The 23430-nt window shown below is 67.5% G+C and carries 26 protein-coding genes; 11 read left to right on the top strand and 15 right to left on the bottom strand.

What is annotated here, in order from left to right:
- Positions 1 to 158: 158 nt before the first annotated feature.
- Positions 159 to 1082, top strand: coding sequence for a DUF7159 family protein (locus AC4ELH_RS29970; RefSeq protein WP_448447052.1), 924 nt, complete (start codon positions 159 to 161; stop codon positions 1080 to 1082).
- An 8-nt stretch (positions 1083 to 1090) separates the two neighbouring features.
- Here the strand turns inward: AC4ELH_RS29970 and AC4ELH_RS29965 are convergent, their stop codons facing one another.
- The 4 genes from AC4ELH_RS29965 to AC4ELH_RS29950 form a co-directional block, all read right to left on the bottom strand.
- Positions 1091 to 2407: a Dyp-type peroxidase gene (locus AC4ELH_RS29965; RefSeq protein WP_448447054.1), complete on the bottom strand. Its 1317-nt coding sequence runs from the start codon at positions 2405 to 2407 to the stop codon at positions 1091 to 1093.
- Positions 2408 to 2412: 5 nt separating this feature from the next.
- Positions 2413 to 2973, bottom strand: a complete 561-nt coding sequence (locus tag AC4ELH_RS29960) for a hypothetical protein (RefSeq protein ID WP_055114598.1) — start codon at positions 2971 to 2973, stop codon at positions 2413 to 2415.
- Positions 2974 to 3167: 194 nt separating this feature from the next.
- Positions 3168 to 4676, bottom strand: coding sequence for an AMP-binding protein (locus tag AC4ELH_RS29955; RefSeq protein ID WP_448447057.1), 1509 nt, complete (start codon positions 4674 to 4676; stop codon positions 3168 to 3170).
- Positions 4673 to 5245 carry a TetR/AcrR family transcriptional regulator gene (locus tag AC4ELH_RS29950; RefSeq protein WP_448447059.1) on the bottom strand — a complete coding sequence of 191 codons (573 nt, stop codon included), beginning with the start codon at positions 5243 to 5245 and terminating at the stop codon, positions 4673 to 4675. Before AC4ELH_RS29950 ends, AC4ELH_RS29955 begins: the two co-directional genes overlap by 4 nt.
- An 86-nt stretch (positions 5246 to 5331) precedes the next feature.
- On the opposite strand from AC4ELH_RS29950, the gene AC4ELH_RS29945 reads away from it, so the two are divergent.
- Genes AC4ELH_RS29945 through AC4ELH_RS29935 form a run of 3 tightly spaced genes read left to right on the top strand, consistent with a single transcriptional unit; the run spans position 5332 to position 7836 of the window.
- Positions 5332 to 6168 (top strand): mycofactocin-coupled SDR family oxidoreductase, encoded by an 837-nt coding sequence (locus AC4ELH_RS29945; protein WP_498888430.1) that lies wholly within the window; start codon positions 5332 to 5334, stop codon positions 6166 to 6168.
- Positions 6165 to 7346, top strand: a complete 1182-nt coding sequence (locus AC4ELH_RS29940) for a cytochrome P450 (RefSeq protein ID WP_448447061.1) — start codon at positions 6165 to 6167, stop codon at positions 7344 to 7346. The genes AC4ELH_RS29945 and AC4ELH_RS29940 overlap by 4 nt, the downstream gene beginning before the upstream one ends.
- Before the next feature lie 22 nt (positions 7347 to 7368).
- A complete protein-coding gene (locus AC4ELH_RS29935; protein WP_448447063.1) occupies positions 7369 to 7836 on the top strand; it encodes an SRPBCC family protein in 468 nt (155 codons plus the stop codon).
- Between the two features lie 72 nt (positions 7837 to 7908).
- On the opposite strand, the gene AC4ELH_RS29930 is transcribed toward AC4ELH_RS29935, so the two are convergent.
- The 3 genes from AC4ELH_RS29930 to AC4ELH_RS29920 all read right to left on the bottom strand — a co-directional run bounded on the left by AC4ELH_RS29930 (position 7909) and on the right by AC4ELH_RS29920 (position 10598).
- Entirely contained in the window at positions 7909 to 9579 is a 1671-nt protein-coding gene (locus AC4ELH_RS29930; RefSeq protein WP_064887688.1) for an acyl-CoA synthetase, read from the bottom strand.
- A gap of 81 nt (positions 9580 to 9660) precedes the next feature.
- Positions 9661 to 10098: a hypothetical protein gene (locus tag AC4ELH_RS29925; RefSeq protein ID WP_064887660.1), complete on the bottom strand. Its 438-nt coding sequence runs from the start codon at positions 10096 to 10098 to the stop codon at positions 9661 to 9663.
- Positions 10099 to 10211: 113 nt separating this feature from the next.
- A complete protein-coding gene (locus AC4ELH_RS29920; protein ID WP_064887658.1) occupies positions 10212 to 10598 on the bottom strand; it encodes an Rv0313 family protein in 387 nt (128 codons plus the stop codon).
- A 90-nt stretch (positions 10599 to 10688) separates the two neighbouring features.
- Between AC4ELH_RS29920 and AC4ELH_RS29915 the strand changes: the two genes are divergently transcribed.
- Together AC4ELH_RS29915 and AC4ELH_RS29910 are read left to right on the top strand one after the other, a co-directional pair.
- On the top strand, positions 10689 to 11516 hold the full coding sequence (locus tag AC4ELH_RS29915) for a ketosteroid isomerase family protein (protein ID WP_498888426.1): 828 nt from the start codon (positions 10689 to 10691) through the stop codon (positions 11514 to 11516).
- Between the two features lie 7 nt (positions 11517 to 11523).
- Positions 11524 to 12087 (top strand): hypothetical protein, encoded by a 564-nt coding sequence (locus AC4ELH_RS29910; protein WP_064887654.1) that lies wholly within the window; start codon positions 11524 to 11526, stop codon positions 12085 to 12087.
- A 19-nt stretch (positions 12088 to 12106) separates the two neighbouring features.
- Here the strand turns inward: AC4ELH_RS29910 and AC4ELH_RS29905 are convergent, their stop codons facing one another.
- Both AC4ELH_RS29905 and AC4ELH_RS29900 read right to left on the bottom strand, forming a co-directional pair.
- A complete protein-coding gene (locus tag AC4ELH_RS29905) occupies positions 12107 to 12877 on the bottom strand; it encodes an SGNH/GDSL hydrolase family protein (RefSeq protein ID WP_498888424.1) in 771 nt (256 codons plus the stop codon).
- Between the two features lie 101 nt (positions 12878 to 12978).
- Complete coding sequence (locus tag AC4ELH_RS29900; RefSeq protein ID WP_064887651.1) at positions 12979 to 13278, bottom strand: hypothetical protein; 300 nt, start codon at positions 13276 to 13278, stop codon at positions 12979 to 12981.
- A 280-nt stretch (positions 13279 to 13558) separates the two neighbouring features.
- Between AC4ELH_RS29900 and AC4ELH_RS29895 the strand changes: the two genes are divergently transcribed.
- A complete protein-coding gene (locus AC4ELH_RS29895) occupies positions 13559 to 14056 on the top strand; it encodes an NUDIX hydrolase (RefSeq protein ID WP_498888421.1) in 498 nt (165 codons plus the stop codon).
- A gap of 4 nt (positions 14057 to 14060) precedes the next feature.
- Here AC4ELH_RS29895 and AC4ELH_RS29890 read toward each other — a convergent pair whose 3' ends face one another.
- The 4 genes from AC4ELH_RS29890 to malQ form a co-directional block, all read right to left on the bottom strand.
- Positions 14061 to 15185, bottom strand: coding sequence for a PDR/VanB family oxidoreductase (locus tag AC4ELH_RS29890; RefSeq protein ID WP_498888419.1), 1125 nt, complete (start codon positions 15183 to 15185; stop codon positions 14061 to 14063).
- Between the two features lie 11 nt (positions 15186 to 15196).
- The gene (locus AC4ELH_RS29885; protein WP_064887647.1) at positions 15197 to 16096 is read right to left on the bottom strand and encodes a metal-dependent hydrolase; all 900 of its coding nucleotides are present in this window, start codon (positions 16094 to 16096) and stop codon (positions 15197 to 15199) included.
- Positions 16097 to 16170: 74 nt separating this feature from the next.
- Positions 16171 to 16581: a hypothetical protein gene (locus AC4ELH_RS29880; protein ID WP_064887645.1), complete on the bottom strand. Its 411-nt coding sequence runs from the start codon at positions 16579 to 16581 to the stop codon at positions 16171 to 16173.
- Between the two features lie 79 nt (positions 16582 to 16660).
- Positions 16661 to 18796, bottom strand: a complete 2136-nt coding sequence (gene malQ, locus AC4ELH_RS29875) for a 4-alpha-glucanotransferase (RefSeq protein WP_448447075.1) — start codon at positions 18794 to 18796, stop codon at positions 16661 to 16663.
- A 102-nt stretch (positions 18797 to 18898) separates the two neighbouring features.
- Between malQ and AC4ELH_RS29870 the strand changes: the two genes are divergently transcribed.
- Genes AC4ELH_RS29870 through AC4ELH_RS29860 form a run of 3 tightly spaced genes read left to right on the top strand, consistent with a single transcriptional unit; the run spans position 18899 to position 21676 of the window.
- Positions 18899 to 19507: a TetR/AcrR family transcriptional regulator gene (locus AC4ELH_RS29870; RefSeq protein WP_064887641.1), complete on the top strand. Its 609-nt coding sequence runs from the start codon at positions 18899 to 18901 to the stop codon at positions 19505 to 19507.
- Positions 19504 to 20412: an SDR family NAD(P)-dependent oxidoreductase gene (locus AC4ELH_RS29865; protein WP_448447077.1), complete on the top strand. Its 909-nt coding sequence runs from the start codon at positions 19504 to 19506 to the stop codon at positions 20410 to 20412. Before AC4ELH_RS29870 ends, AC4ELH_RS29865 begins: the two co-directional genes overlap by 4 nt.
- A 28-nt stretch (positions 20413 to 20440) precedes the next feature.
- Positions 20441 to 21676: an MFS transporter gene (locus tag AC4ELH_RS29860; protein WP_448447079.1), complete on the top strand. Its 1236-nt coding sequence runs from the start codon at positions 20441 to 20443 to the stop codon at positions 21674 to 21676.
- Here AC4ELH_RS29860 and AC4ELH_RS29855 read toward each other — a convergent pair.
- Complete coding sequence (locus tag AC4ELH_RS29855; protein WP_448447251.1) at positions 21614 to 21949, bottom strand: DMT family transporter; 336 nt, start codon at positions 21947 to 21949, stop codon at positions 21614 to 21616. The two genes, AC4ELH_RS29860 and AC4ELH_RS29855, sit on opposite strands and share 63 nt — an antisense overlap.
- A complete protein-coding gene (locus AC4ELH_RS29850) occupies positions 21949 to 22284 on the bottom strand; it encodes a DMT family transporter (RefSeq protein ID WP_064887634.1) in 336 nt (111 codons plus the stop codon). Before AC4ELH_RS29850 ends, AC4ELH_RS29855 begins: the two co-directional genes overlap by 1 nt.
- A 75-nt stretch (positions 22285 to 22359) precedes the next feature.
- On the opposite strand from AC4ELH_RS29850, the gene AC4ELH_RS29845 reads away from it, so the two are divergent.
- The gene (locus tag AC4ELH_RS29845) at positions 22360 to 23265 is read left to right on the top strand and encodes a sterol desaturase family protein (RefSeq protein ID WP_448447081.1); all 906 of its coding nucleotides are present in this window, start codon (positions 22360 to 22362) and stop codon (positions 23263 to 23265) included.
- The last annotated feature ends 165 nt before the right edge of the window (positions 23266 to 23430 follow it).

Below are 23430 nucleotides of genomic sequence, written 5' to 3'. Positions count from 1 at the left end.
CCCGGATTCGGGCTGGTTCGGCGGCCAAAATAGCATCCGGGTGAATTCTCGGTGCCCAGCCGGTTACCGACCTCTTCTCCCGGATGCCGATGCCCTTGATGCGTCATACGCTCGTCGCGGCCGGGAGCCGGTCACGCGAGAAGAATCGAGGGCGCAGGGTGAAGACAGTGCTGGGGCTGTCGGTGACTTCGCACGGCATCGCCTGGACACTCGTCGACGGCGACAGCCCCACCGCAGATCTCACCCCCCTCGATGACGACGCCTTCCATGTCGACGCCGCCGGTGACCTGCCCGGCCGAGCGGCGGCCGCAGCCCGTAGTGCGCAGGCCATCGCGGCCGCCAGTGGTCAGAAGGTGGTGGCGATCGGCGTATGTGCGGCCGGCGTCGCCTCCGATCACGGCGACGGCGATCCGGTGGCCGAACTCTTCGACCTGCTCGCCGCCGCCGGGTTCGACGATGTGCGGCTGGTCCCGGGACAATCCGGCACCGCCGCCCGCGACGCCGCGCTGGCGGTCGCGACCGATGCGGTCGCCGGGACGCCGAGGCTCGCCGCGCCGCGGGCCCCAGCCCCACGCAGGTACAACGCCGTGCGGGCAGTGGCCGCGACTGCCGCGGCGGTCGCGGTGGGACTGCTCACCGTCGGCTCGCAGTTCGTCGAGCCGGTGCCGGACCCGGCCGCCGACGAAGCCGGCGTCACTGCGGGTGCGCAGCCGCAACTCGTCACCGTCCTCACCCCGCGGGACGTCCCCCGGCCGGTAGCGGAGTCACCTGTGGAGCCGGAAGTCGCTATTCAGGCGGCCGAACGGGCCGCGCGGGCACCGATCACCGAACCGGCCGCCGAATCGGTCGCAGCGGCCGAAACAGCTGTGTCCCACGTTGTCCCGGCAGCCCTCCCGCACCTTCCGGCCGCACAGCCACACCTACCCATGTCCGCTGCGCTACCCGCTGCCGAACCGCACATCGCGGCCGACCCGTCGCCCGGCCCCGCGTTTTCCGCGGCCCTTCCGGCCGCCCAGCTGAGCCTGGCGCCGCCACCGAGCCCGGCGCCGGCAGGCTTGTGGTTCCTCGGCGCGATGCCGTAGGTCCTGAATTACGGCAGACTCGCCAGATACCGCAGCCCCGACATGCCCGGCAGGAAGAAGTACGCACCACCCCGAAGTGTGGTGAACGCCGGAATTCCCTTGTGCACCTTACGTATCGGGCGTTTTGGCACAGTGAAATCCAGAGTGCCGTCCTGGGTGCCGCAGATCGGGTCGTGCTCGTTGCCCAGCTCGTGGAACGACTTGTCGTTGATCCACACGTTCTGCGCGAACTCGAACTGGCGCACCAGGTCGGCGCAGATGATGAACGCCGCGATGCCGCGATCCACCCCGTCATCGGCTGCGCCGTCGGGGAGTGCGGGGCCATAGGTGGCGCCGCGCCGGATCATGCGGCGGCGGTTCATGTAGTGTGCGGTGTCGCGTGGGTTGAGCCGGCGCGCATGCGACCCGAGCGGGCACGCATAGCCGAAGGGATCCATTTCCTTGTAGTTGAAGTCGTTGTTACGCATGGGGTCCGCGCCCAATTCGGGATCGTCCTGCTCGGGTGCCAGCACCAGGGGCGCGCCACTGCGCCACCGGCCCATGAACTTCGCGGCCAGCAGTTCCTCGGCTTCCGGCGAATCGGACCGCTCGCGGAGGTAGTCGCGGAACAGCGCGACGTGTTCCTCGAGTCGGCGGTAAGCCATATAGCTGCTGTTGCGGGACAACACATCCGGCTTGGGTAGGTTCGCGACCGGTCCGTCCTCATCGGGGTAGCCCAGGATGAACTCTCCGGGCTCGAGTGGGTCGCCGGAACCCGGTGTGGGCTCCTCGCCGGAGCCCTTCATCACCGGTTGCGACAACCGATCGCGGTATCCGAAGTGGTCATGGGCGTAGTTGAACGGCGGAGTCGCATTCAGGTCTAGGTAGGACAGGCTGCGTACCCCGGGGGTTCGGTCGAGCAGCTTGTCGTGCTCGGCGATGGAGCGACGGGACTGCTCGTCGGTGCGGGAGAACAGGATTGCGATCGCATGCAGATCGTCGCCGGCCAGGCCGCCCAACCAGTGCTCGGGGGCGGCCGCGCCGGTGTCGCCGAGGATCGGGGCGCGCCGTGCCATACCTTCCCGGAACGCATCCGGGAAGGTGGCCAGCGACTCCTCGTCGACGCCGAGTGCCCGCAGTCCGGTCCAGGTGAAGGCCAGCGTGACCCAGCGGTCGGATTCGTCCATGGTGGCCTTGGCGTCCGCGGCCGAGGACACCTTGTCGAGCAGTTCGGTGAGCCAGGCCCGTCCGCCCGCAGGGGTGTCGAAGGTCAAAAACTCGTAGCGCCCGGTGATGGCCGGTGTGCGGGTCAGCAGGATGTGCTGGATGTCGTCGAACTCGAGCACGGCTGTTATTGCATCTGGTCGAGCATGGTGGAGAAGGCGGACTTCAGGCGCAGGGCCTTTTTGATCTCGTCGGCAGTGACGTAGGGGTACTCACCGTATTCGAGGAAGCTCGGCACCTGGTGGGCCCGGACGAATTCGATGAACGCCTGCGGGTTCTCCTTCCAGTCCTCGGGGAAGCCCTCCAGGTTGGTGAACACCGTGGTGATGCCGGTGGCGCTGAACAATTGCACTGCGTCCTCGGTGTACTTGTCGAAGTCGGTGTCGAAGATGCCCTGGTACTGGAAATGCAGGCCCGAACCGACGTCGAACAGTTGCCAGCGCAAGTAGTGCAGCCGCAGTGGCGCAAGGACTTCAGGGCTCGCGGCGACGGCTTCCTCAATTTGCTTGCCGTACGCGCGCACCGCCTCCTCACGGCCTTCCTTCACCTTTGCGATGATGGAAAACCCATGGCAGGCGGGCGTTCTCGGATACGTCGGGCCGTATCGGCCCTCCTTGAGTTCGAAATAGCCCTCCGGCGGGATGGCCATCGCTGCGGGCTTGGTCCAGTCAGGCTGATCGGTAGTCATTCAGAACCCCCAGGTGCGCTCAGGTAACGCCGAACGCTAGCACCGTCGGGCCGCTTGACACGTGGATTGCATTGACGCGCCGTGAAATTTGCCGGGGTGTTTCATAGAAACCCCGGAAAACGTGCGTGCGCGGCGTATTGTCCGCTGTGTCGGGGCCGTCGAGGGGTTGGCCACGACCACCCCGGGGCCAGGAACTACGAGTGCCCGGCCCCGTCCAGAACAGCACTGCGAGCGAAGGCGCGAACCCGGTCCTTGGCGACCTTGCCGTTACCGGTCAGCGGCAGCGCCTCGGTGAACAACACCACCCGCGGCCGCTTGAAACCCGCGATCGCGCTGCGCACATGGCTGATCAGCTCGTCGGCGGTCGGACGGTGCGCCGGTTTCGGCACGACCACCGCGCACACGGCTTCGCCCCAGTAGTCATCGGGGACCGCGACCACCGCTACCTGGTCCACCCCGGGATGTCCGGACAGGGCATCCTCGACCTCGCGGGAGGACACGTTCTCACCACCGGTGACGATGATGTCCTTGAGCCGGTCGACCACGAACAGTCGTCCGTCGGGGTCGGTGCGACCCATGTCGCCGGTGCGCAGCCAACCGTCCTCGGTGCTTGCCCCTTCAGGCCAGTAGCCAGGTGTCACCTGCGCGCCGCGAACCATGATCTCGCCCACCTGGCCGGGCGGCAGCAGACCGCCGTCCGCGTCGGCGATGCCGATCTGGACATCGTCGTGCGGATAGCCGGCACTGGTGAGCAACTCGGGGCGGCCCGCAGCCCCGGCCCGGTGGTCCTCGGGGCCGAGAAACGTGATGTTGCCGCCGGTTTCGGTCATCCCATAGCCCTGGTGGAAGTCGACGCCGAGGGTGTCGATCGCCCGACGCAGCAGGTCCAGCGGCATCGCCGCCGACCCATAGGCGATCGCGTCGAGGGTGGGCAGACCGGTCCCAGTGTGTTCGAGATGGCCGAGCAGCGAGTGCAGCATGGTCGGCGCCAACGAACATGAGGTGACGCCGTGGCTGCGTACCAGCTGCGCGAAACTTTCCGGGCGGTACTGGGCACACAGGAGGACTGTCGCGGCCACCGCGTGCTGGACCAGCATGTTGTAACCGGCGACGTGGCACATCGGAAACGGCAACAGGTACACCCCGCCCGGCCGCACCGAGCGGCCCGCCACTGAACCCCACACCGCGGTGAGAACCGAACGATGGCTGTGCACAACAGCTTTCGGAACTCCGGTGGATCCGCTGGTGAACAGCAGCCAGGCCGGATCGTCGGGCCTGGTTACACCGGGCAGTAGGAGATCGGACCCGGGTGCGGCCCGCCATTCGTCGGATTCGAATGCGACGGCCGGCGTGACCGTGGGTGCGAGAGCCGACAGGTACCGCTCGTCGCCCAGCAGCAGGGTGGGCCGGGCGGTGGCCAACTGGGCCGTCTGTTCGGTCGGGCTGAGACGTTGGTTGATCAGGGTCAGCACCCGTCCGCTGCGCGGCACGCCGTAGTACAACTGGGCGTAGGCGGCGCTGTTGTCGGCGACCACGGCCACCCGGTCACCAGGAGCGGTCCGGTCCGCCACCCAGCCCGCGACGCCACGGATCTGGCGATCGAACTCGGCGAACGTCGCGGTGCTGTCGTCATCGGTCACCACGGCCGGGCGCTCGGGCGCGCCGGCAGCAGCGGCCGAAACCAATTCGTGCAGCAGGCTCATGCCGGATCCTCCTCGGGCTGATCGAACCGGTCCAGATAGCGCCGCACGAAAACCTGCGCCTCGGCATGCCCACGGCTGATGCCCAGACCCTGCTCGAGCACGAGGATGCGGGCCAGGCTCGCCACGATCATCGACATCACGACGGGCGGGAACTCGTCGGTGTCGATGCCGTGGGCCTGCAGTGCCGAGGCCATCGCGGCCTCCTCGAGATCACGGAACCGGTCGGCGTAACCCGCGATCTCGCTGCGGATGGCCTTGCGGTGGTTGGCCAGGGCCATGAACTCCATCCACAGGGCCGCGCCCTGGGTGTTGTTGAGCTCCCACAGCGCATGCAGCGGAGCGTCCTGGGCGAAGGCCTCCTGCTGAGCGCTGAGGTTCGTCTCGGCGCCGGCCGCCAGGACCGCGATGAACAGGTCGTCCATGCTGGGGAAGTAGTAGTGCACGAGTGCGGGTTTGACCCCGGCCTGCGCGGCCACCCGCCGTGAGGTCGCCGCGGCGTAGCCCTCCTCGAGCATGACCTGGGCGGTGGCCCGGATCAGTGCTCGGCGGGTGGTGCTCGGCGGGCTCATCGCACCCTTGACCACGCGCGGCGACGGCTGCTAGACATGGCCTGAGTGTAATTATTGGGCGATCGCCCAAAGTCGGAAGGTGGGCGATGACAGGACGGGTCGACGGCAAGGTCGCGCTGATCACCGGAGCGGCGCGGGGTCAGGGCCGCAGCCATGCGATGCGGTTGGCGGCCGAGGGCGCCGACATCATCGCGGTGGATATCTGCGCCACCTTCGACCGGTCGCCGGCATCGGGGGCGACGGCCGAGGACCTGGCCGAGACCGCCGATCTGGTGAAGAACCTGGGCCGGCGCATCGTCACCGCCGAGGTCGACGTGCGCGATTTCGGCGCACTCAAGGCCGCCGTCGACAGCGGCGTCGAGCAGCTGGGGCGGCTCGACATCATCGCGGCCAACGCGGGCATCGGAACCACCGGAGTGAAGCTGGACCGGATGGACGAAGACCTCTGGCAGGAGATGATCGACGTCAATCTCAGCGGGGTCTGGAAGACGGTGAAAGCCGGTGTGCCCCATATCCTCGACGGTGGGAGGGGCGGATCGATCATCCTGACCAGCTCGGTGGCCGGGACGAAGGCTTACCCGTTCACCGGGCACTACGTCGCCGCCAAACACGGTGTGGTCGGCTTGATGCGCAGCTTTGCCGTTGAACTGGGCCAACATTCGATCCGGGTCAACTCTGTGCACCCCACCCACGTCAACAGCCCGATGCTGATGAACGACAAGACCTACCGGATGTTCCGGCCGGACCTGGAGAACCCGGGACCCGACGATCTGGCCCCGATCTGCCAGACGTTCCACATGCTGCCGATCCCCTGGGTCACACCCGAGGACATCAGCAACGCAGTGCTGTTCCTGGCCTCGGACGAGGCCCGCTACATCACCGGGGTCACCCTGCCCGTCGACGCCGGCAGCTGCCTGAAATGACCGTGTACTACGACCCTTATGACGTCGGGATCGTCGCCGACCCGTATCCGGTCTACGCCCGGCTACGCGACGAAGCGCCGCTGTACTACAACGAGCGCTACGACTTCTGGGCCCTGTCGCGGCACGCCGACGTCGAAAAATCCTTGTCGGACTGGGAAACGTTCTCCAACAGCCGAAGTGACATCCTCGAGTTGATCCAGTCCGACTTCGACATGCCGCCGGGCGTGATGATGTTCGAGGACCCGCCCATGCACTCCCTGCTGCGTGGACTGATGTCGCGGGTGTTCACTCCGCGGCGGATGGCCGAGATCGAGGATCAGATCCGGGAGTTCTGTGTGCGGTGCATGGATCCGTTGGTCGGCTCGGGCGGATTCGACATCATCGCCGAACTGGCCTCGATGATGCCGATGCGGGTGATCGGAATGCTGCTCGGCATACCGGAATCCGAGCAGATCGGGGTGCGTGACGCCAACGACGCCAATCTGCGGACCAAGCCGGGTGCGCCGATGAAGGTGGTGCAGGCCGACCGCATCGCCGACGGCCGGATCTACGCCGACTACGTGGAGTGGCGGGCGAACAATCCGTCCGACGACCTGATGACGGCCCTGCTGAACGTCGAGTTCACCGACGAGTTCGGCGTCACCCGCAAGCTGGAGCGCAAGGAGGTGCTGCACTACACCCAGGTGGTGGCCGGCGCCGGAAACGAGACCACCGGCCGGCTGATCGGCTGGTTGGCGAAAGTGCTTGCCGAACACCCCGACCAGCGTCGGGAAGTGGAGCGGGACCGCTCACTGCTGACCCGCGCGGTCGACGAGACGCTGCGCTTCGAACCGACCGGTCCGCATGTGGCGCGTTGGGTGGCACGGGATTTCGAGTACGACGGCACCACGGTGCCGGCGGGCAGCGCGATGCTGCTGTTGTTCGGTGCGGCCAACCGCGACCCGCGTCGCTATCGCAACCCCGACACCTTCGACATCCATCGTGACAACATCAGCCACCTGACCTTCGGCAAGGGACTGCACTACTGCCTGGGCGCCAACCTGGCCCGGCTGGAGGGCCGCGTCGCACTCGATGAACTGCTCAACCGATTCCCCGAATGGGAGATCGACTACGACAGCGCGCAACTGGCACCGACCTCCACCGTGCGTGGTTGGGAGCAACTGCGCCTCGTGGTTTGACCGGCTGTGGTGAACTGAGCCGGTGAGCATCTGGATCGGGCAGGCCCGGCGCAGTGTCAGCGGTGAGGTGCCCGCGCCGCCCGAGCAGGTGCGGGCGTTCTACGTCGACCTGGACCACATCTCGCAGGTGCACCCGCTCGTGCAGTGGGTGCGCAGCACCTCGCGGGTCGATCTGGCCGACGGGTACCAGCAGGACTATCAGGTGCGCGATCGAATCCCGATGGGGCCGTTCGCGCTTCCGATCACCTACCGGGCCCGACTCGTCGTCCCCACCGCGGGCCCGATAACCGCGCAGGCCCGGCAGTTCCCGCAGGTAAAGCTGGACAGCCAGGTGGATTTCGCTCCGACCGAGGCCGGAACCCGGATCATCGAAGAGCTGACCATCGCCGCGCCCAGGCCGCTGTTGGCGCTCACCGTGGGGCAGGCCGTCGCTGCCCACACCACGATGCTCGCGGCCATCGGGAACCTTTTCCGGCGAGCAGACACTTAGGTACCAGGAAATCGCGGTTCCGGGGTACCTCAGCGTCTGCTCGCGCAAGGAAGAACGGGGCAGGCTTCGAAGCTACGAGGTGCTGACGGCCTCGGCGTGCTCGGCGGCCACCGACTTGGCCCACCGGTAATCCGCCTTGCCCGCGGGGGAGCGCACGATCTGGGGGGAGCGGACGAACGCCTTCGGGATCTTGTAGCGCGCGATCGCGCGCTCACACACCGTCGCGAGCTCCTCGTCGGTGGCCGAGGCGCCCTCGGCGAACTGCACGACCGCCACGACCTCGTTACCCCAACGCTCCGACGGGCGACCGACGACGACCACGTCGTAAACGGCGGGGTGCGCGGCGACGGCCCGCTCGACCTCCTCGACGAAGATCTTCTCGCCGCCGGAATTGATGGTGACCGAATCCCGGCCCAGCAGCTGAATGCGCCCGTCTTCCAAGACATTTGCCCGGTCGCCCGGAACGGCCCAACGGACACCGTCGATGGTGGGGAACGTGCGTGCGGTCTTGGCCTCGTCGCCCAGGTAGCCCAGCGGGATCAGGTCGCGCCGCGCCAGCCAGCCGCCGCTCTCGCCGGGGCCGAGCACCCGGGAAAGATCCTCGGCCACCACCGCGGTGTCGGACTGGGCGTTGAAGGTGGCCGCCTCGGAATCGGTGCCCGCGGTGGACGCGGTGCTCATCTGGGTGCCCGACTCCGAGGAACCCACGGCATCGAGCAACATCAGGTGCGGAAGCGCGGCCAGGATGCGCTCACGCACGGTGGGGGACAGCGGCGCTCCGCCGTTGGTGATCGTGAACAGACCCGACAGGTCGTAGTCGCCCTTCTCGATCTCGTCGATCAGCGGTCGCGCGATCGCGTCGCCGACCACCGGGATGCTCAGTACCCGTTCGCGGGCCGCCAGCTCCAACACGTTGCCCGGGCGCATCTTCACCACATCGTCGGGGATGACGAGCTTTCCGCCCATGGTGATGGCGTTGTAGGCGGCCCACTGCGCGGCACCGTGCATGAACGGCGGGATCATCAGCAGCGACAGCCCGCCACCCGCGGTGGCGGCCCGCTCGGCGAGCTCCTCGTACGACGCGATGAAGGTGTCGCTGCCGAACGGCCGGCCACCCATCGACGACAGGAAGATGTCGTGCTGACGCCACAGCACACCCTTGGGCATACCGGTGGTGCCGCCGGTGTACAGGACATACAGGTCATCCCCCGACGGGGACGGCATGCCGGCTTGCGGCGCAGCGGTTTTGAGGATCGTCTCGTAATCGACGGCACCCGGCAGGAGCTCGTTGCCCGATTCGTCGGCGACCTGGATGAGCACCTGCAGATTCGGCAGCTGGTCGCGGATCGCGGCCACCCGCGGCGCGAACTCGGCGTTGTAGATCACCGCGCGGGCGTTCGAATCCTTCAGCAGATAGAGGAGTTCCTCCTCCACGTACCGGTAGCTGACGTTGAACGGTGCCACCCGGGCGCGGTAGCTGCCGATCATCGACTCGAGGTACTCGTTGCCGTTGCGCAGGTAGATGCCCAGGTGGTCCTGGCCCGATTCGTGCCCGGCCAGCCCGTCGCGCTCGGTGTGGGTGCCGAGACCGGCCGACACCAGGTAATGGGCGAAGCCGTCGACGCGCGCGTCGAACTCGGCGTAACTCAACCGGCGATCCCGCCACACCAGGAAGGTCTGATCGGGGACGGCTTTGGCCACCGTGGAGAACACTGTGGACAGGTCGAACTTGACGTCGCTCATGGCACTCCTGGTCACGGATTCGGGCCCCACGACCATACATGCACCGCTCGGCTGTATGGCCGGTGGGATGTGACCCGCGCCTCAGACCGGGAAGAAACCGTCTCCGGTCAAAATGCCGGGCTGCCACCCCTGCTCGCCCAGGCACAGCATCGGTCGGCCGTCAGGCGACTGAGCGGCTTCCTGCGGCCCCGGGCACGGAGACCCGATCTCCTGCACGCCGTTCAACGGGTAGGCGTAGGTCCAGAAGCCGGTGTACACCGGAGGCCACTGGTTGGGAATCCACTTGCACTGCATGGCGGTGCCGCCCGGGCCGCGGCCGAAGACGTTCCGTTCCCAGCTGAAACAGGGCGCACCGTTGGAGGCCTCGTAGCTCATGCCGGGAACGTCGGTGGGATAGCGCCCGGGATTGTCCGGGTACATGTTGCTGTTGTCGTCGGCGAGAGCACCCGGCGCCGCCGAAATGGCTGTAGCCAGTGCCGCCGCGGCGACCGCCGTAGTGGCGAAGAGTTCGCGAATCATGTCCCACCCTCAGCATTGCCGGCCGCCGGTCGAGCCGGGCCGGGCAGTTCGTTGACTTTGGGCCAGAATCCTAGCCGGTCGGGAAGATCGGCAGACGACATTTCGGGCCGTTGTTACTCGCCGGTATCCGTGTCGAGCACGCTGACGGCGATGCCGTAGGGCAGGAACCGGACGCGGCGGCCCGGATCGGTGTTGCCGGCATTGGCCCGCAGCGCTTCGAGCTCACTGGGGTATACCTGCTCGATATGGGCGCCGCCGGCGTCGTCGACGGTGTAGATGGCCCACACCCCGTCGCCCTTCTCGCCGGTGGTCTCCGGCTCCGTTCTGGGCTGGGAGAACCGGGCGAACTCATCGAGCAGCCCCGCCCAGCCGCCGGCCTGGCCGGGCCTCGCGATGAACTTGCTCAACCCGTCCAGGGCGTCGCGCAGCCCCTCGCCGGCCTCCCGGGCCACGCGGTCGAAGTCCTCAGGGTCGAATCCGAACGGTCCACTGCCACTCATGGCGCTCTCCTCGGTGGTTGTGGGCAATCTCAAGGTGTCAAACACCAGTGTGCGCGCACGCGGCGGCGGGCGGGATGGTAAACGAACCATATGGCCTTCACACGGGACGACCTGCTAGCCACCGTCGAATTGTCACCGCAGGCAGCGGGCGCACACGACCGCCGAGGATGGGTGGGGTTGTTCGCTGCGGGCGGACAGGTCGAGGACCCGGTGGGCTCCCGGCCACACCGCGGGGCCGCCGAGATCGAGCGGTTCTACGACACCTTCATCGCCCCGCGCGACATCACCTTCCACCGCGATGTCGACCTCGTCGCCGGGTCCACGGTGATCCGCGATCTCGAGCTCGAGGTCGTGATGAGCCCATCTGTCTCGATGCGGATTCCTGCCTACCTGCGCTACGTCGTCGCTCCTGGTCCGGACGGGCCGAGGATCGGTCAACTGCAGGCGTACTGGCAGCTGCCCGCGATGATCGGGCAGTTCGCCCGCGCCGGACTGGGCGCCGTGCCGGTCGGGCTGCGCCTGGCCGTGGCGTTGCTGCGTAACCAGGGACCCGCGGGTGCCGTGGGCTTCGCCAAGGGGATGGCAGGCGTCGGGCGGGCAGGCAGGCGGCTGGTCTCGGGGCTGCTCGACGACCTGTGCGCCGGCGACACGGTGGCGGTGCAGCGCCGGTTGACCGCCGACACCGACATCTACACCGGTGACGACACCCCATTGAGCACGTCCGGGTTGGTGGAACGTGCCTCGGGTGCCTCCTGGCGCAAGCTCATCGCGTCCGGGCATCACCTGGTGGCCGGGCTCGACCTCGACGGCCGCCGGGCTGTACTGATCGTCGATCTCAGCAACGGACCGCTGGGCGTCGCCCGGTTGCGGTATTTCGGCCCGGCTTCACCGTCGCCGCACACCGTCGTGAGACCGTAGAAGGATCATGGCTGATCACGCTTACATCACCTACGAGGAATTCGGGCGCCGGTTCTTCGAGGTGGCGGTATCCGAGGAACGGGTCGGCGACGCCATCGGCTCGATCGCCGGCGACGCGTTCGAGATGGGTCCGATCGCGCAGGGGCCCGGCAAGATCGCCAAGGTCACCGCCCGGGTCAAGATCCAAAAGCCCCGCGTGAGCCGCATTGTGGGCGAAACCATCACGTTCTCCATCCGGATCCCGCTGGAGATCGACATGGTGATCGACCTGCGCATCGACCGGCCCAAGTTCATGGTGTTCGGTGAGATCGCCCTGCGAGCCACGGCGTTGGCCGCCGAGCCGCTCTTGCTGATCCTCGATGTCAAGAAGCCGCGGCCGTCCGACATCTCGATCCACGTCACCTCCACGTCGCTGCGTGCCGAGGTGCTGCGGATCCTGGCCGGCGTCGACGCGGAGATCAAACGTTTCATCGCCGCGCACGTGGCCGGTGAGATCGACAGTCCGGCGTCGGAGCAGGCGAAGGTGATCGACGTCGCCAAGGAGCTCGACTCCACCTGGGGCGGGATCTGACCGACGTCCGAGGCTTCGGTCAGGCGCTCAGGCACATCAGGGCCGGCCGCCGGGCTGAGCGGCCCGCACCTCCCGACCGGCCGCGAAGGTGACGCCACAGCCACGGCATGAGCATGTTCTGCGTCCACAGCAGTTGTGAGTAGGCCCTGGACCGAAAAGACTGGATTTGGTCCGGGCCCGTGGCCAGCGCCCAATCATGGTTGCTGTCAGGCAATCCGAGCGCTTCGGCGGCCGCCGCCGCGAACAGGACGTGTCCCTTCGCCGAGCCGTGGACCCGGTCCGGGCTCCAGGTCGCCGGGTCGCGCATCGAGGGGACCGAGTACAGATCGACGAGGTGGAACCCGTACCGATCGGCGGCATCGTTGATCGCGTCGTTGATCCGGACCACCCGCTTTCCCAGCAGCCGGCCCACCGGCAGGATCTGGGTGATGTCAGGGAACGTGGTGGTGACGACGGTCGCACCGGTGGCCGCGAGCGTGCGGTAGACGGCGTCGAGGTCACCCAAAGCACGGGTGAAGGCGCGCCCGGGGCGGGTCACGTCGTTCATGCCGATGCAGACGGTGACCAGGTCTGGTCGCATCGACAACGCGGTGGGGAGCTGGGTGTTCAGGACATCGCCGATGCGGTGACCGCGAATGGCGAGATTGGCGTAACCCAATCCCGGATAGAGCCCGTCGAGACGGACCGCGAGACGATCGGCAAAGCCCATCAGGCCGACTGCGTCGTCGCCATCCCACAACCCTTCGGTCTGGCTGTCGCCGAGGGCGACATATCGGGTAAAACGTCGCACGCTGGCGACTCTAGCGCGGACCCGCCCGTCCGCTTCGCGTGGACACCAAGGAGGGGCGCCCGAAAAGGGCGCCCCTCCTTGATGTTTCGCGATGTTTGGGCTTACTTCACATCTACGTAAACTGTCTTGTTCAGTACGGTGGTCTGCAAATCGCCACCGGGGCTGCTGGAATCCGTCCGGCTGTAGGTCTGGCCCGGGCGTACGGACACTACCGAAGCCTTGTCCAACGGGGTCGAACCGACGTGGTTGACGATCACCTTGTAGCCCTGCGCCTGCAGTTCGCTGATCGTCTGCTGGGCGTTGCCCGGGCCGGTCGGTGCCGCCTGGGCAGGTCCGGCCAGGCCGATCACCGCTGCGGCAGCCGCTCCTGCAAGTGCAGTGGCAAATCCGATCCTCATCATCTTTGGTGCCTTCTTTCACTCTTCTGTTGTTTCGCGCGTGATGCCGACGCCGGCTGCCCACCCAAGCGCCGTCGTCACCTCGATTTAGGTGTTACACAAGAGTTAACCGGCAGTTCACAATTTAAATTCCGGCTGACCGAAACCCATTGACGAGGGCTGCGTCACACTTCGGAACCTCCACTGGAGTGAGGCGAACTACGTCCCGCCGGCAAAGTGGTGCACCTCACCGTTGTGCTGCGGTGAAGTCGTCGCGCTCAGCTCGTCGAGTAGCGTGCAGCGCGTGGCGAAGCTGAGCGCGGGTGTCCTGCTGTACCGCCTCGCCGGGGCGGACGTGGAAGTGCTGATCGTTCACCCGGGCGGGCCGTTCTGGGCGCGAAAGGACGCCGGGGCGTGGTCGGTGCCAAAGGGGGAGTACGCCGACGACGAGGACCCGTGGGCGGCGGCGCAACGCGAGTTCGCCGAGGAACTCGGGTCGCCACCGCCGGCAGGTCCGCGCATCGAGCTGGACCCGGTGCGGCAGGCCGGCGGCAAGGTGGTCACCGCATTCGCGGTGGGCGGGGATTTCGACCCCGCCACCGCCGTGAGCAACACGTTCAGTATCGAGTTGCCGAAGGGGTCGGGACGACTGGTCGAGTTTCCCGAAATCGACCGTGTTGCTTGGGTTTCCGTCGCAACTGCGCGCATCAAGCTGCTGACGGGGCAACGCCCGCTGTTGGACCAGCTGATGGCCGCACCCGAACTCGCAGGCTATGGCGAAGGCCTCGCCGACGACGGGTAGCGGCTCAGAGGTCGAGGGTCAGCGGGTGGCCGGCCTCCGCCCGTGACACGCAGGTCAGCAGATAGCCGGCGTCGCGCTCCGGGTCGGTCAACAACGTATCGCGGTGCTGCACAGTCCCGTCGGTTCCGGGCACGGTCCGAATGCGGCAGGTGCCGCAGAAACCCTGCTGGCACGAGTACGGAGCGTTCACCCCGGACCGGCTCAGTGCGGCGAGCATGGTCTCGTCGGCTCCGACCGTCACCTCGGCGCCGGTCGAGGCGATCCTCACCGAGAACTCGGCACCGTCGACAACCGGTGGCGCCGCGAACCTTTCGAAATGCAACTCCACGTCATCACGGCCGGCGAGTGCGGCGCGGATTCCGGTCAACATCGGCGCCGGGCCGCAGGCGTACACCGTGGTGCCGTCGGGGCAGTCGCCGAGAAGATCGCCGGCACCGGGCAGGCCGTGGACATCGTCGGTGCGGATCTCGATGCGGTCTCCGAACCGGGCGAGCTCGTCGAGGAACGGCAGGCTGTCGCTGCTGCGCCCGGCGTACACCATCGACCAGTCGACACCCAACCGCGCCGCCAACCCGAGCATCGGCAGGATCGGGGTGATGCCGATTCCGCCCGCGATGAAGCGGAACCGCTGGGTGGGGGACCCGTAGCCGGGCACCGTCAACGCGAACGCATTGCGCGGGCCGTGGGTGCTCACCCGGCTCCCGACCTGCAGACTCTCGTGCACCTCGACCGAACCGCCACCGCCATCGGGTATGCGCCGCACCGCAATTCGATAGCGGTCGCGGACTGCGGGATCACCGCACAGTGAGTACTGCCGTACCCGGCCGCTGGCCAGGTGCAGGTCAATGTGCGCACCCGGATACCACTGCGGCAGCGTGCCGCCGTCAGCCGCGGCCAGGGTCAGCGCGATGACGTCCTGGTCGTGAGCCACCACTTCCCGGCCGACCACGGTCAACGTGATCGTGCGGTCCAGTTCAGGTGGAGGCGAGGGACGCCGCAGCAAGCGGTTCACACCCCACATGGTGGCGATCGACACCTCGGCCAGACCGAGCATGGGATCGTGCCGGAACCGCCCCGACGCACTCGGTGGCAGCCGACGGTACCGGGATATCAGTGACAGCGTCGGCATGGCTGCGCCCGTCACAGGTGGGCGGCCCGCGCCGCGGGGGAGCTCGCCAGGTAAGCCACTGCCTGGGCGGTCGAGCCCATCTCCTCCGGCGAAAAACCGGGTCGGCAGTAGGCCAGGGTGTTGGAACCGAACATCCGGGAGAACTTCGGCAGCAGCCCCAGCTTGGAATCGCGCATCCGCAACCGATTCATCCGCCACCAGCCGATGTCGAGGGTCGGATCGCTCTTGACCATGGCCCAGCAACCGCGCTGGAAGAACATATAGACCGCGGTCGCGGCGATCGACATGGCCCGTACCCGGCTGAAGTAGCTGTCCTGGAAGTAGACCGCGACGTCGTGGGCGACGCTGCGGTGCTCGACCTCCTCGCTGCCATGCCAGCGGAACAGATCCGTCATCGTCGGGTCGGCATCGAAGTCCTCCCACGTGCAGTTCAGCACAAAGTCACCGAGTACCGCCGTGTAGTGCTCGATGGCGGCGATGAGCCACAGTCGGTCGCACAGGTTGGACAGCCGGCGCCGCGGGTCGGTCGAATCGGTCGGGCCCAGCATCTTGGTGAACACGTGCTCGACCATGGCCATCAGCGGCTGGTAATCCACGCCGTGGGCGGTGAGGAACTCGTCGAGCACCTGATCATGGGTCTCGGCGTGGGTCGCCTCCTGACCGATGAAGCCGCGCATGTCATCAGCGAGCTTGGGATCGCGCACATAGGGCAGTGCTTCGTTGAACGTCGCGACGAACCAGTGTTCGGCCATCGGCAGCACCACGTTGAACAGGTTGACCATCGTCGCGGCCACGGGGTGGCCGGGAATCCAGTGCAACGGTATGCCGTCGAGATCGAAGTGCACTTTACGGGCCTGGATCTGTACCGGGCCCGGGTCGATCTCATTGTCGAACCGCAACGGACGCAACATCGAGAGCCTCCCTGGGATGAGTGGACTCTCAGCAGTGTACGGATTTAGGTGGGAACAGCGGTACCGGGTGCGGGTCAGGCCGGTGGCGGCGTGCCCGCGCCTGGGGCGCCGGCGATCGGGACCACTGGCGTCGGCGTCACCGTGGTCACGCCGTTACTGCCGACCCTCGGGCCGCCCGGGACGGCCGATTCGGCACCCTGCTCGGCCGCGGCCTCGCTGCAGTCCAGCATCAGGATCATCTTGCCGCTGGAGTTGACCTTCTGGGAATCGACCAGGCACTCGGCCTGCGGAAGGGCGCTGCCGAACGAGCCGCCGAAGGTGGCCTTGACTCCCTGGCTCTTCAGGATCGCCAGTGCCTTCATATAGGGCTCACCGACGACGTTGACCGAAGCGGAGCTCGGCTGTGAGGTGGCGGCACCTGCCGCCATCAGGGCGATCGAACCGGCGGCGAGCAGACCGCCACCGAGCGCAACAAGCTTCTTCACGTGAACTCCGTCAGTCGGGTGCGGTTGCGAACATATCGCAGCGGTGACGAATGTGAAACCGGAGAAGACGCCCCGGGTGTTACATCCCGGCCCGGCCGGATTGTCCGGTGATCTCGGCCATCACCTCGCTCAACACCGCTGCCCGCGGATCGGCGAACACGTCTTCGAGCAGCAGTCGACGGCCGTCCGGGCCGGCCAGCGGGATCCGCCAGTTCGGGTACTCGTCGGTCGTTCCCGGCTGATTCTGGGTACGCAACTCACCTACCGCGTCGGCCAGCGCCAGGGTCAGCAGCTTCGACGGGGTACGGGCCAGATACCGATACAGCGCTGCCACGATCTGATCGGTGTCCGGATCGGGTCCGAGCAGGCCGACCCGGCGCAATTCGTCCAGCCAGGCGGCCTGCGCGGCACGGTCCGAGGTCAACTCCTCGTCGGCGGGCCGCGTGAGCAGTCCGAGTTCGTCCCGCAACCGCACATGTTCGCCCGCGAGATACCCCGCTGTCGGCGGCAGATCGTGGGTGGTCACCGAGGACAGGCAGTATTCGCGCCAGCGTTCGGCCGGGAGGGGCCGCCCGGACCCGTCGGACTCGAACCACAGGATCGAGGTGCCGAACAGGCCCCGCTCGTGCAGGTGGTCACGCACCCACGGTTCGACCGTGCCCAGATCCTCGCCGACCACGAGCGCACCGGCCCGGTGCGCTTCGAGCGCGATGATGCCGATCATCGCGTCGTGGTCGTAGCGCACGTAGGTGCCTTCGGTCGGTGCGGCACCCTTCGGGATCCACCACAGCCGGAACATTCCGATGATGTGGTCGATACGCACCCCGCCGGCATGCCGCAGTGCCATCTCGACCAACGCCCGGAACGGCTCGTAGGCCTGCTCGGCCAGTCGGTCCGGCCGCCACGGGGGCTGCGACCAATCCTGGCCGAGTTGGTTGAACTCATCCGGCGGGGCGCCGGCGGTCACCCCCTGAGCCAGCACGTCCTGCAGGGCCCAGGCGTCGGCGCCGTCGGGATCCACGCCGACCGCGAGGTCGCTCATGACGCCCAACTCCATCCCGGCCTGCACCGCCGTGGCCTGTACCGCGGTGAGTTGGTCGTCGAGAACCCACTGCAGCCAGCGATGGAAGTCCACGGCATCGGGATGGGCCGCCGCGAACGCGGCGACCTCCGGATTCGCCGGATGCTGCAGTGCGTGCGGCCAGGCGTGCCAATCGGCACCGTACTGTTCGGCCAGCGCGCACCAGGTTGCGAATTCCTCCAGGCTGCGGCCCTGCCGGGCCCGGTAGGCGGCGTACGCCAGCTCCCGGCCCGCCGAACGCTCAACCCGGTACACCTGCTGCAGTGCGGTGCGTTTGGCCTGCCAGGCCGCGTCGCGGTCGATGGTCGGGTTGCGGTCCGCACGCTTGTTGAGCGCGGCGCGCAGCGCCCGGATACGGCTGCGGTGCCGGACCGAGGCGAACTCCGGGACGGCCTCGACCCGCAGGTAGAGCGGATTGCCGAACCTCCGCGACGTGGGCAGATACGGCGAGGGCTCCATCGGGGCAGTGGGAGCGGCCGCGTGCAGCGGATTGACCAGGACGAACCCGGCACCGTGCTCGGCCGCCGACCACACCGCCAGATCTGCCAGGTCGGTGAGATCGCCTGTGCCCCAAGAGTTTTTGGAGCGAACACTGTAGAGCTGAACGGTCAGTCCCCAGGCGCGCCGCTCGCCGAGTCGGGTGGGCAGGCCCACGGTGGCGGGGGAGATCACCACCGGCGTCTCGATATCGGTCCCGTCCAATCGCAGCCGGTGATAACCCAGTGGCAGGTCCGCCGGCAGTTCGAACGTGGCCTCACCGATCAACCGGTTCCCGAGATCGTATGGAGGCCGGTTGTTCTCGAGTTGCCGCAGGCCGCCGCGCTCGGTGCCATCTTCGAGCAACAGCGTGAGGTGCACCGGATCCCCGTGCGTGACGTGGACCCAGAAGCTCGCCGGCAGTCCTGCGCGGCCCAGCACGATCCTCGGCAGGCGGCGCTGCCAGTACTGCCGGTCGTGGGCGGCCAGGGCGTCCACCCGCTCCTGTTCGGTGCCGGCCGGCACGCCCAACGCTTCCAACACCGCGACCAGGGTGGACTCTGCGACGGCGGTGCGGCGGCCGGTCCAGTCGTCGAACTCCGGGGCGACGCCGTAGCGGCGGGCCAGCTCCAGCAGCGCTGGTGACGAAGAAGTCATGGTGTCAATCTTGCTGCCCAGACGCCGATCGTGCGGGCCACTGGCGTGGTGGCTGCCCACGCTCTACGCTGTCTGTAACGATCCTTACAGACGAGGTTTCAAGTGGCCACTCCAACCACGCGGCGACAACAGCAGGGTGCGGATTCCCGAGGGCAGATTCTCGACGCCACGGAACAACTCATGGCCACCCGTGGCTACGCCGCCACCTCGATCAGCGACATCCGCAAGGCCTGCGGCCTCCCGGCCAGCTCCATCTACTGGCATTTCGGATCCAAGGACGGTGTCCTCGCGGCGGTGATGGAACGCGGAGCCGACCGCTTCTTCGCGGCGATACCGAGCAGCGGCAGCATCGACGAGCAGTTGGCGGTTCTGGCGGATCTGCAGGCACAGCGCCCGGAATTCCTCCGCATCCTGTACCTGCTGTCGCTGGAACGCGGCGATGATCCGACGGTGACGGCGGTGGTGCGCCGCGTGCGTGACACCGCGATCGCACGGTTCTCTGCCGCCGTGCGCAGCCAGCTGCCCGCCGGCCTACCGCCACGTCGCATCGAGCAGGTGGTGGCCGAACTCACCGCATTCGCCGTGGCCCAGTCCGACGGGGTGTTCTTCGCCGCGCACCTCGATCCGGCCACCACCGACGTGGCCCGCATGTACCGGCGGCTGTGGCAGGCGGTCACGGTGCTCATCCCGATACTCCTGGAGGAACAGTGACCGACAAGACCGTGATCATCACCGGCGCGAACACGGGGCTGGGCTTCGAATGCGCCCGGACTCTCCTGGAATCCGATCCGGGTTGGCATGTGGTGCTCGCGGTGCGCGACGCCGAACGTGGCGCCGAGGCGGCGGCTCGCCTGGACTGTCCCGGACGTACCACGGTGGGTGAGCTCGACCTGGCATCGCTGCAGTCGGTGCGGAACTTCGCCGCCGGTTTGCCGCACCGCGACCTACCGCCGCTGCACGCGCTGGTGTGCAACGCCGGACTCCAGTTGGTCGCAGGCGCCCAGACGACGGTGGACGGCTACGAGATGACCTTCGGCGTCAACCATCTCGGTCATTTCGCCCTGGTGCAGCAGCTGCTCGCCGCGCTCACTGCCCCGGCGCGAATCGTGGTGGTCAGCAGCGGCACCCACGATCCGGATCGGTTCACGGGTATGCCTGCGCCGCAATTTAACTCGGCCGAGGAACTTCTTCGTCCGCCACCCGGCGGGCTGACCGGCGAAGAAGGTCGGCGTCGCTACACCACCTCCAAACTGTGCAACATGCTGTTCAGCTACGAGTTGGACCGGCGGCTGGGCCACGGGTCCGGCGGAATCACGGTCAACGCGTTCGACCCCGGCCTGATGCCGGGTTCGGGGCTCGCCAGGGACTATTCGGGCATCCAGCGGCTGGCCTGGCGCCTGCTCATGCCGGCCCTGCGGGTACTGCCCAACGTCAACAGCATCCGACGCTCCGGCGCCAATCTCGCCGCGCTGGTCGCCGATCCAGTCCTAGACGGCGTCACCGGCGCGTACTTCGAAGGCACCCGCCGGATCCGTTCCTCACGAGATTCCTACGACGAGGCCAAGGCGGCAGACCTGTGGCAGGTCAGCGAACGGTTGGTGCCGGCGGTCCACTGACCCGGGGACGCGCAGTAGTGTCGGCTCAGTGGCATCCGCATTGCGCCGGGCCCGGATCGCGGTCGGGGCGCTGTTCCTGACCAACGGCGCGATCTTCGCCAATCTGCTGCCGCGCTATCCGGAGATCAAGAGCGACCTTCACCTGAGCAATGCCGTGTACGGCGCGGCCGTCGCCTCGTTCTCGGGCGGCGCGCTGGTGGCGGGATTGACCGCGGCGACCCTGATCCGACGGTTCCGCAGCGCGCGGGTGGCGGTCATCGGCACCGTGGCGCTGGCCGCCTTCGTCGTCGCAGCCGGCATGGCGAGCACCCCACTGCTGCTGGCCGCCGCGTTGTTTTTGGCCGGGGCCTGCGATTCGGTGGTGGATGTCGCGCAGAACGCACACGGACTGCGGCTGCAGCGCGAACACGGCCGGTCGATCATCAACTCACTGCATGCGGTATGGGCCGCAGGCGCGATCCTCGGTGGTCTCACCGGTGCCGGAGCGATCGCCCTGGGAATCCCGCGGGCCATCCATCTCTCGGTGGCCGCCGTGTTGTTGAGCGCGGTGGCGGTGGTCGCCTACCGCTACCTGCTGCCCGGACCCGACCATGACGATCATCCGGCAGCGCATGCACCGGCCGGAACGAGGGCGGGGCCGCGGGTGTACCTGATCCTGCTGGCCCTGGTGCTGATCGCGATCGCGGGCGCCGCCGTCGAGGATTCCGGGAGTTCCTGGGCCACGCTGTATCTGCGCGATTACCTGCACACGCCGCCTGCCGTCGCCGTCTTCGGATACATCGCGCTGGTCGGCTTCATGTTCGTGGGACGGGTGATCGGCGACCGGCTGGTCGACCGCTTCGGCGAGGCGACGGTGGCACGGGCGGGCGGCGTGATCGCCGCCGCCGGGATGGGGACCGCGCTGGCCGTCCCGAACATCGCCACGACGATCGCCGGTTTCGCGCTGGCTGGTCTGGGAGTGGCCACCCTGGTGCCGGCTGCGATGCACGGCGCCGATCAGCTGCCGGGGTTGCGACCGGGGACCGGTCTGACCGTGGTCACCTGGCTCATGCGGGTGGGTTTCTTCGGTGCGCCACTACTGGTGGGGCTCGTCGCCGATGCGGCAGGGTTGCGGGTCGGTCTCCTGGTCGTACCGCTGGCCGGGTTGGTGGCCGCGCTGCTGGCCGGGGTGCTGCCGGGGCGGCCGTCGGCAGTAACCGAGTCAGGGCACCGTCCCGGGGCCGATGCCGGCCAGCTCGATCGTGAACACACCCGACACGATTAGCGCGATACCGAGCAGCATCACCGGGGTCAGCGGTTCCCGGAACAAGAACCGGGCGATTATCGCGACCAGCGCGACCCCGCACGCGGTCCAGATGCCGTAGGCGATGCCCACGGGCACCCCCAACGACAGGGCCAGCCACAGCAGGTAGAACGACAGTACGTAGCCGGCGATCACCGGCACGATCCACGCCTTGCGCCGGAATCCGTCCGAGGCGCGCAGCCCGAGCGTGGCGAACACCTCGACCAGGATCGCTCCGGTGAGGGCCAGCCACATCATGATTCGGCCTGACGTGGGTGCGACCCGAGTTCGACCAGAAGCACGCCGGCGATGATCAGACCGATACCCGCCACGATCGGCCAGGTGAACGGGTCGCCGAACAACGCCGCGGCCAGCACGGCCGTCGCCGCGGTACCCAGCGCACCCCAGATTCCGTAGGCGACGCCGACGGGCATGCCCGCCCGCAGCACCAGGGTCAGCAACACGAACGCGGCCAGGTAGCCGGACACCACCAGCGCCAGCCATCCCGAATGGTCCTGGGCCGCGCGCAGCGACAGCGTGGCGGTGACTTCGGTGATGACGGCCGCGATCAGCAACGCCCACTTCTGCACCGGACAAACCTATCGGAGCCCGCTTCGGTGGGTGAGTACCGTAGGAGAGTTCGCCCAGCTCAACGAGGAGTCCACATGATCGGGTCCGTCCTGGACTTCCTGCCCCCGCCGATGCGGGATCCGGTGTTCTTCGCGATTCCGTTCTTCCTGGTGTTGTTGACCGTGGAATGGCTCGCCGCCCGTCGCCTGGAGCACATCGAATCCCAACGACGGCCTGCAGGCGCGTTCGACACCCACGATGCCTGGGCGAGCATCTCGATGGGTCTGGTGTCGATCCTCACCACTGCCGGATGGAAACTGCTGGCGCTGCTGGGCTATGCCGCCATCTACGCCTACCTGGCACCGTGGCACCTGCCGGGGGACCGGTGGTACACCTGGGTGGTCGCGATCGTCGGGGTGGACCTGCTGTTTTACACCTACCACCGCATTGCGCACCGGGTGCGGTTGATCTGGGCGACGCATCAGGCCCATCACTCCAGTGAGTACTACAACTTCGCAACCGCGCTGCGCCAGAAATGGAACAACAGCGGTGAGATCCTGGCCTGGATTCCGTTGCCCCTGCTCGGGATTCCGCCGTGGCTGGTGTTCGCCAGCTTTTCGCTGAACCTGGTCTACCAGTTCTGGGTGCACACTGAGCGGGTCGGAAAGTTGTGGCGGCCAATCGAATTCATCTTCAACACCCCCTCACATCACCGGGTGCACCACGGGCGCGACCAGTTGTACCTGGACCGCAACTACGGCGGCATCCTCATCATCTGGGACCGGATGTTCGGAACGTTCCAGCCGGAGGTGTTCCGTCCGCACTACGGGCTGACCAAGCCGGTCAACACCTTCAACATCTGGAAACTGCAGACCCACGAGTACGTGGCGATCGCCCGCGACGTGCGGCGGGCCCGCCGTCTGCGTGACCGGTTGGGCTTCGTATTCGGCCCACCCGGCTGGCAGCCAGCCGAATCTTCCGAAACGCAGCCGGTCGGTTGACACGGGTCGGCCCAGTTCTCGAACGTGCGGCCAGAATCATTGGCCGGCATGGGAATTGACGCAACCTACGATTCCGACTGACTCGGGCTGATCGGTAGCCGCGGCTCGATGTGCGACACGCCGGGCGCCGCCGATTTGCGCCGTCTGCCGTCCAGATACCCGGCG

The organism is Mycobacterium shunyiense (assembly GCF_058270075.1).
This window is presented reverse-complemented; position numbering and strand designations above follow the sequence as displayed.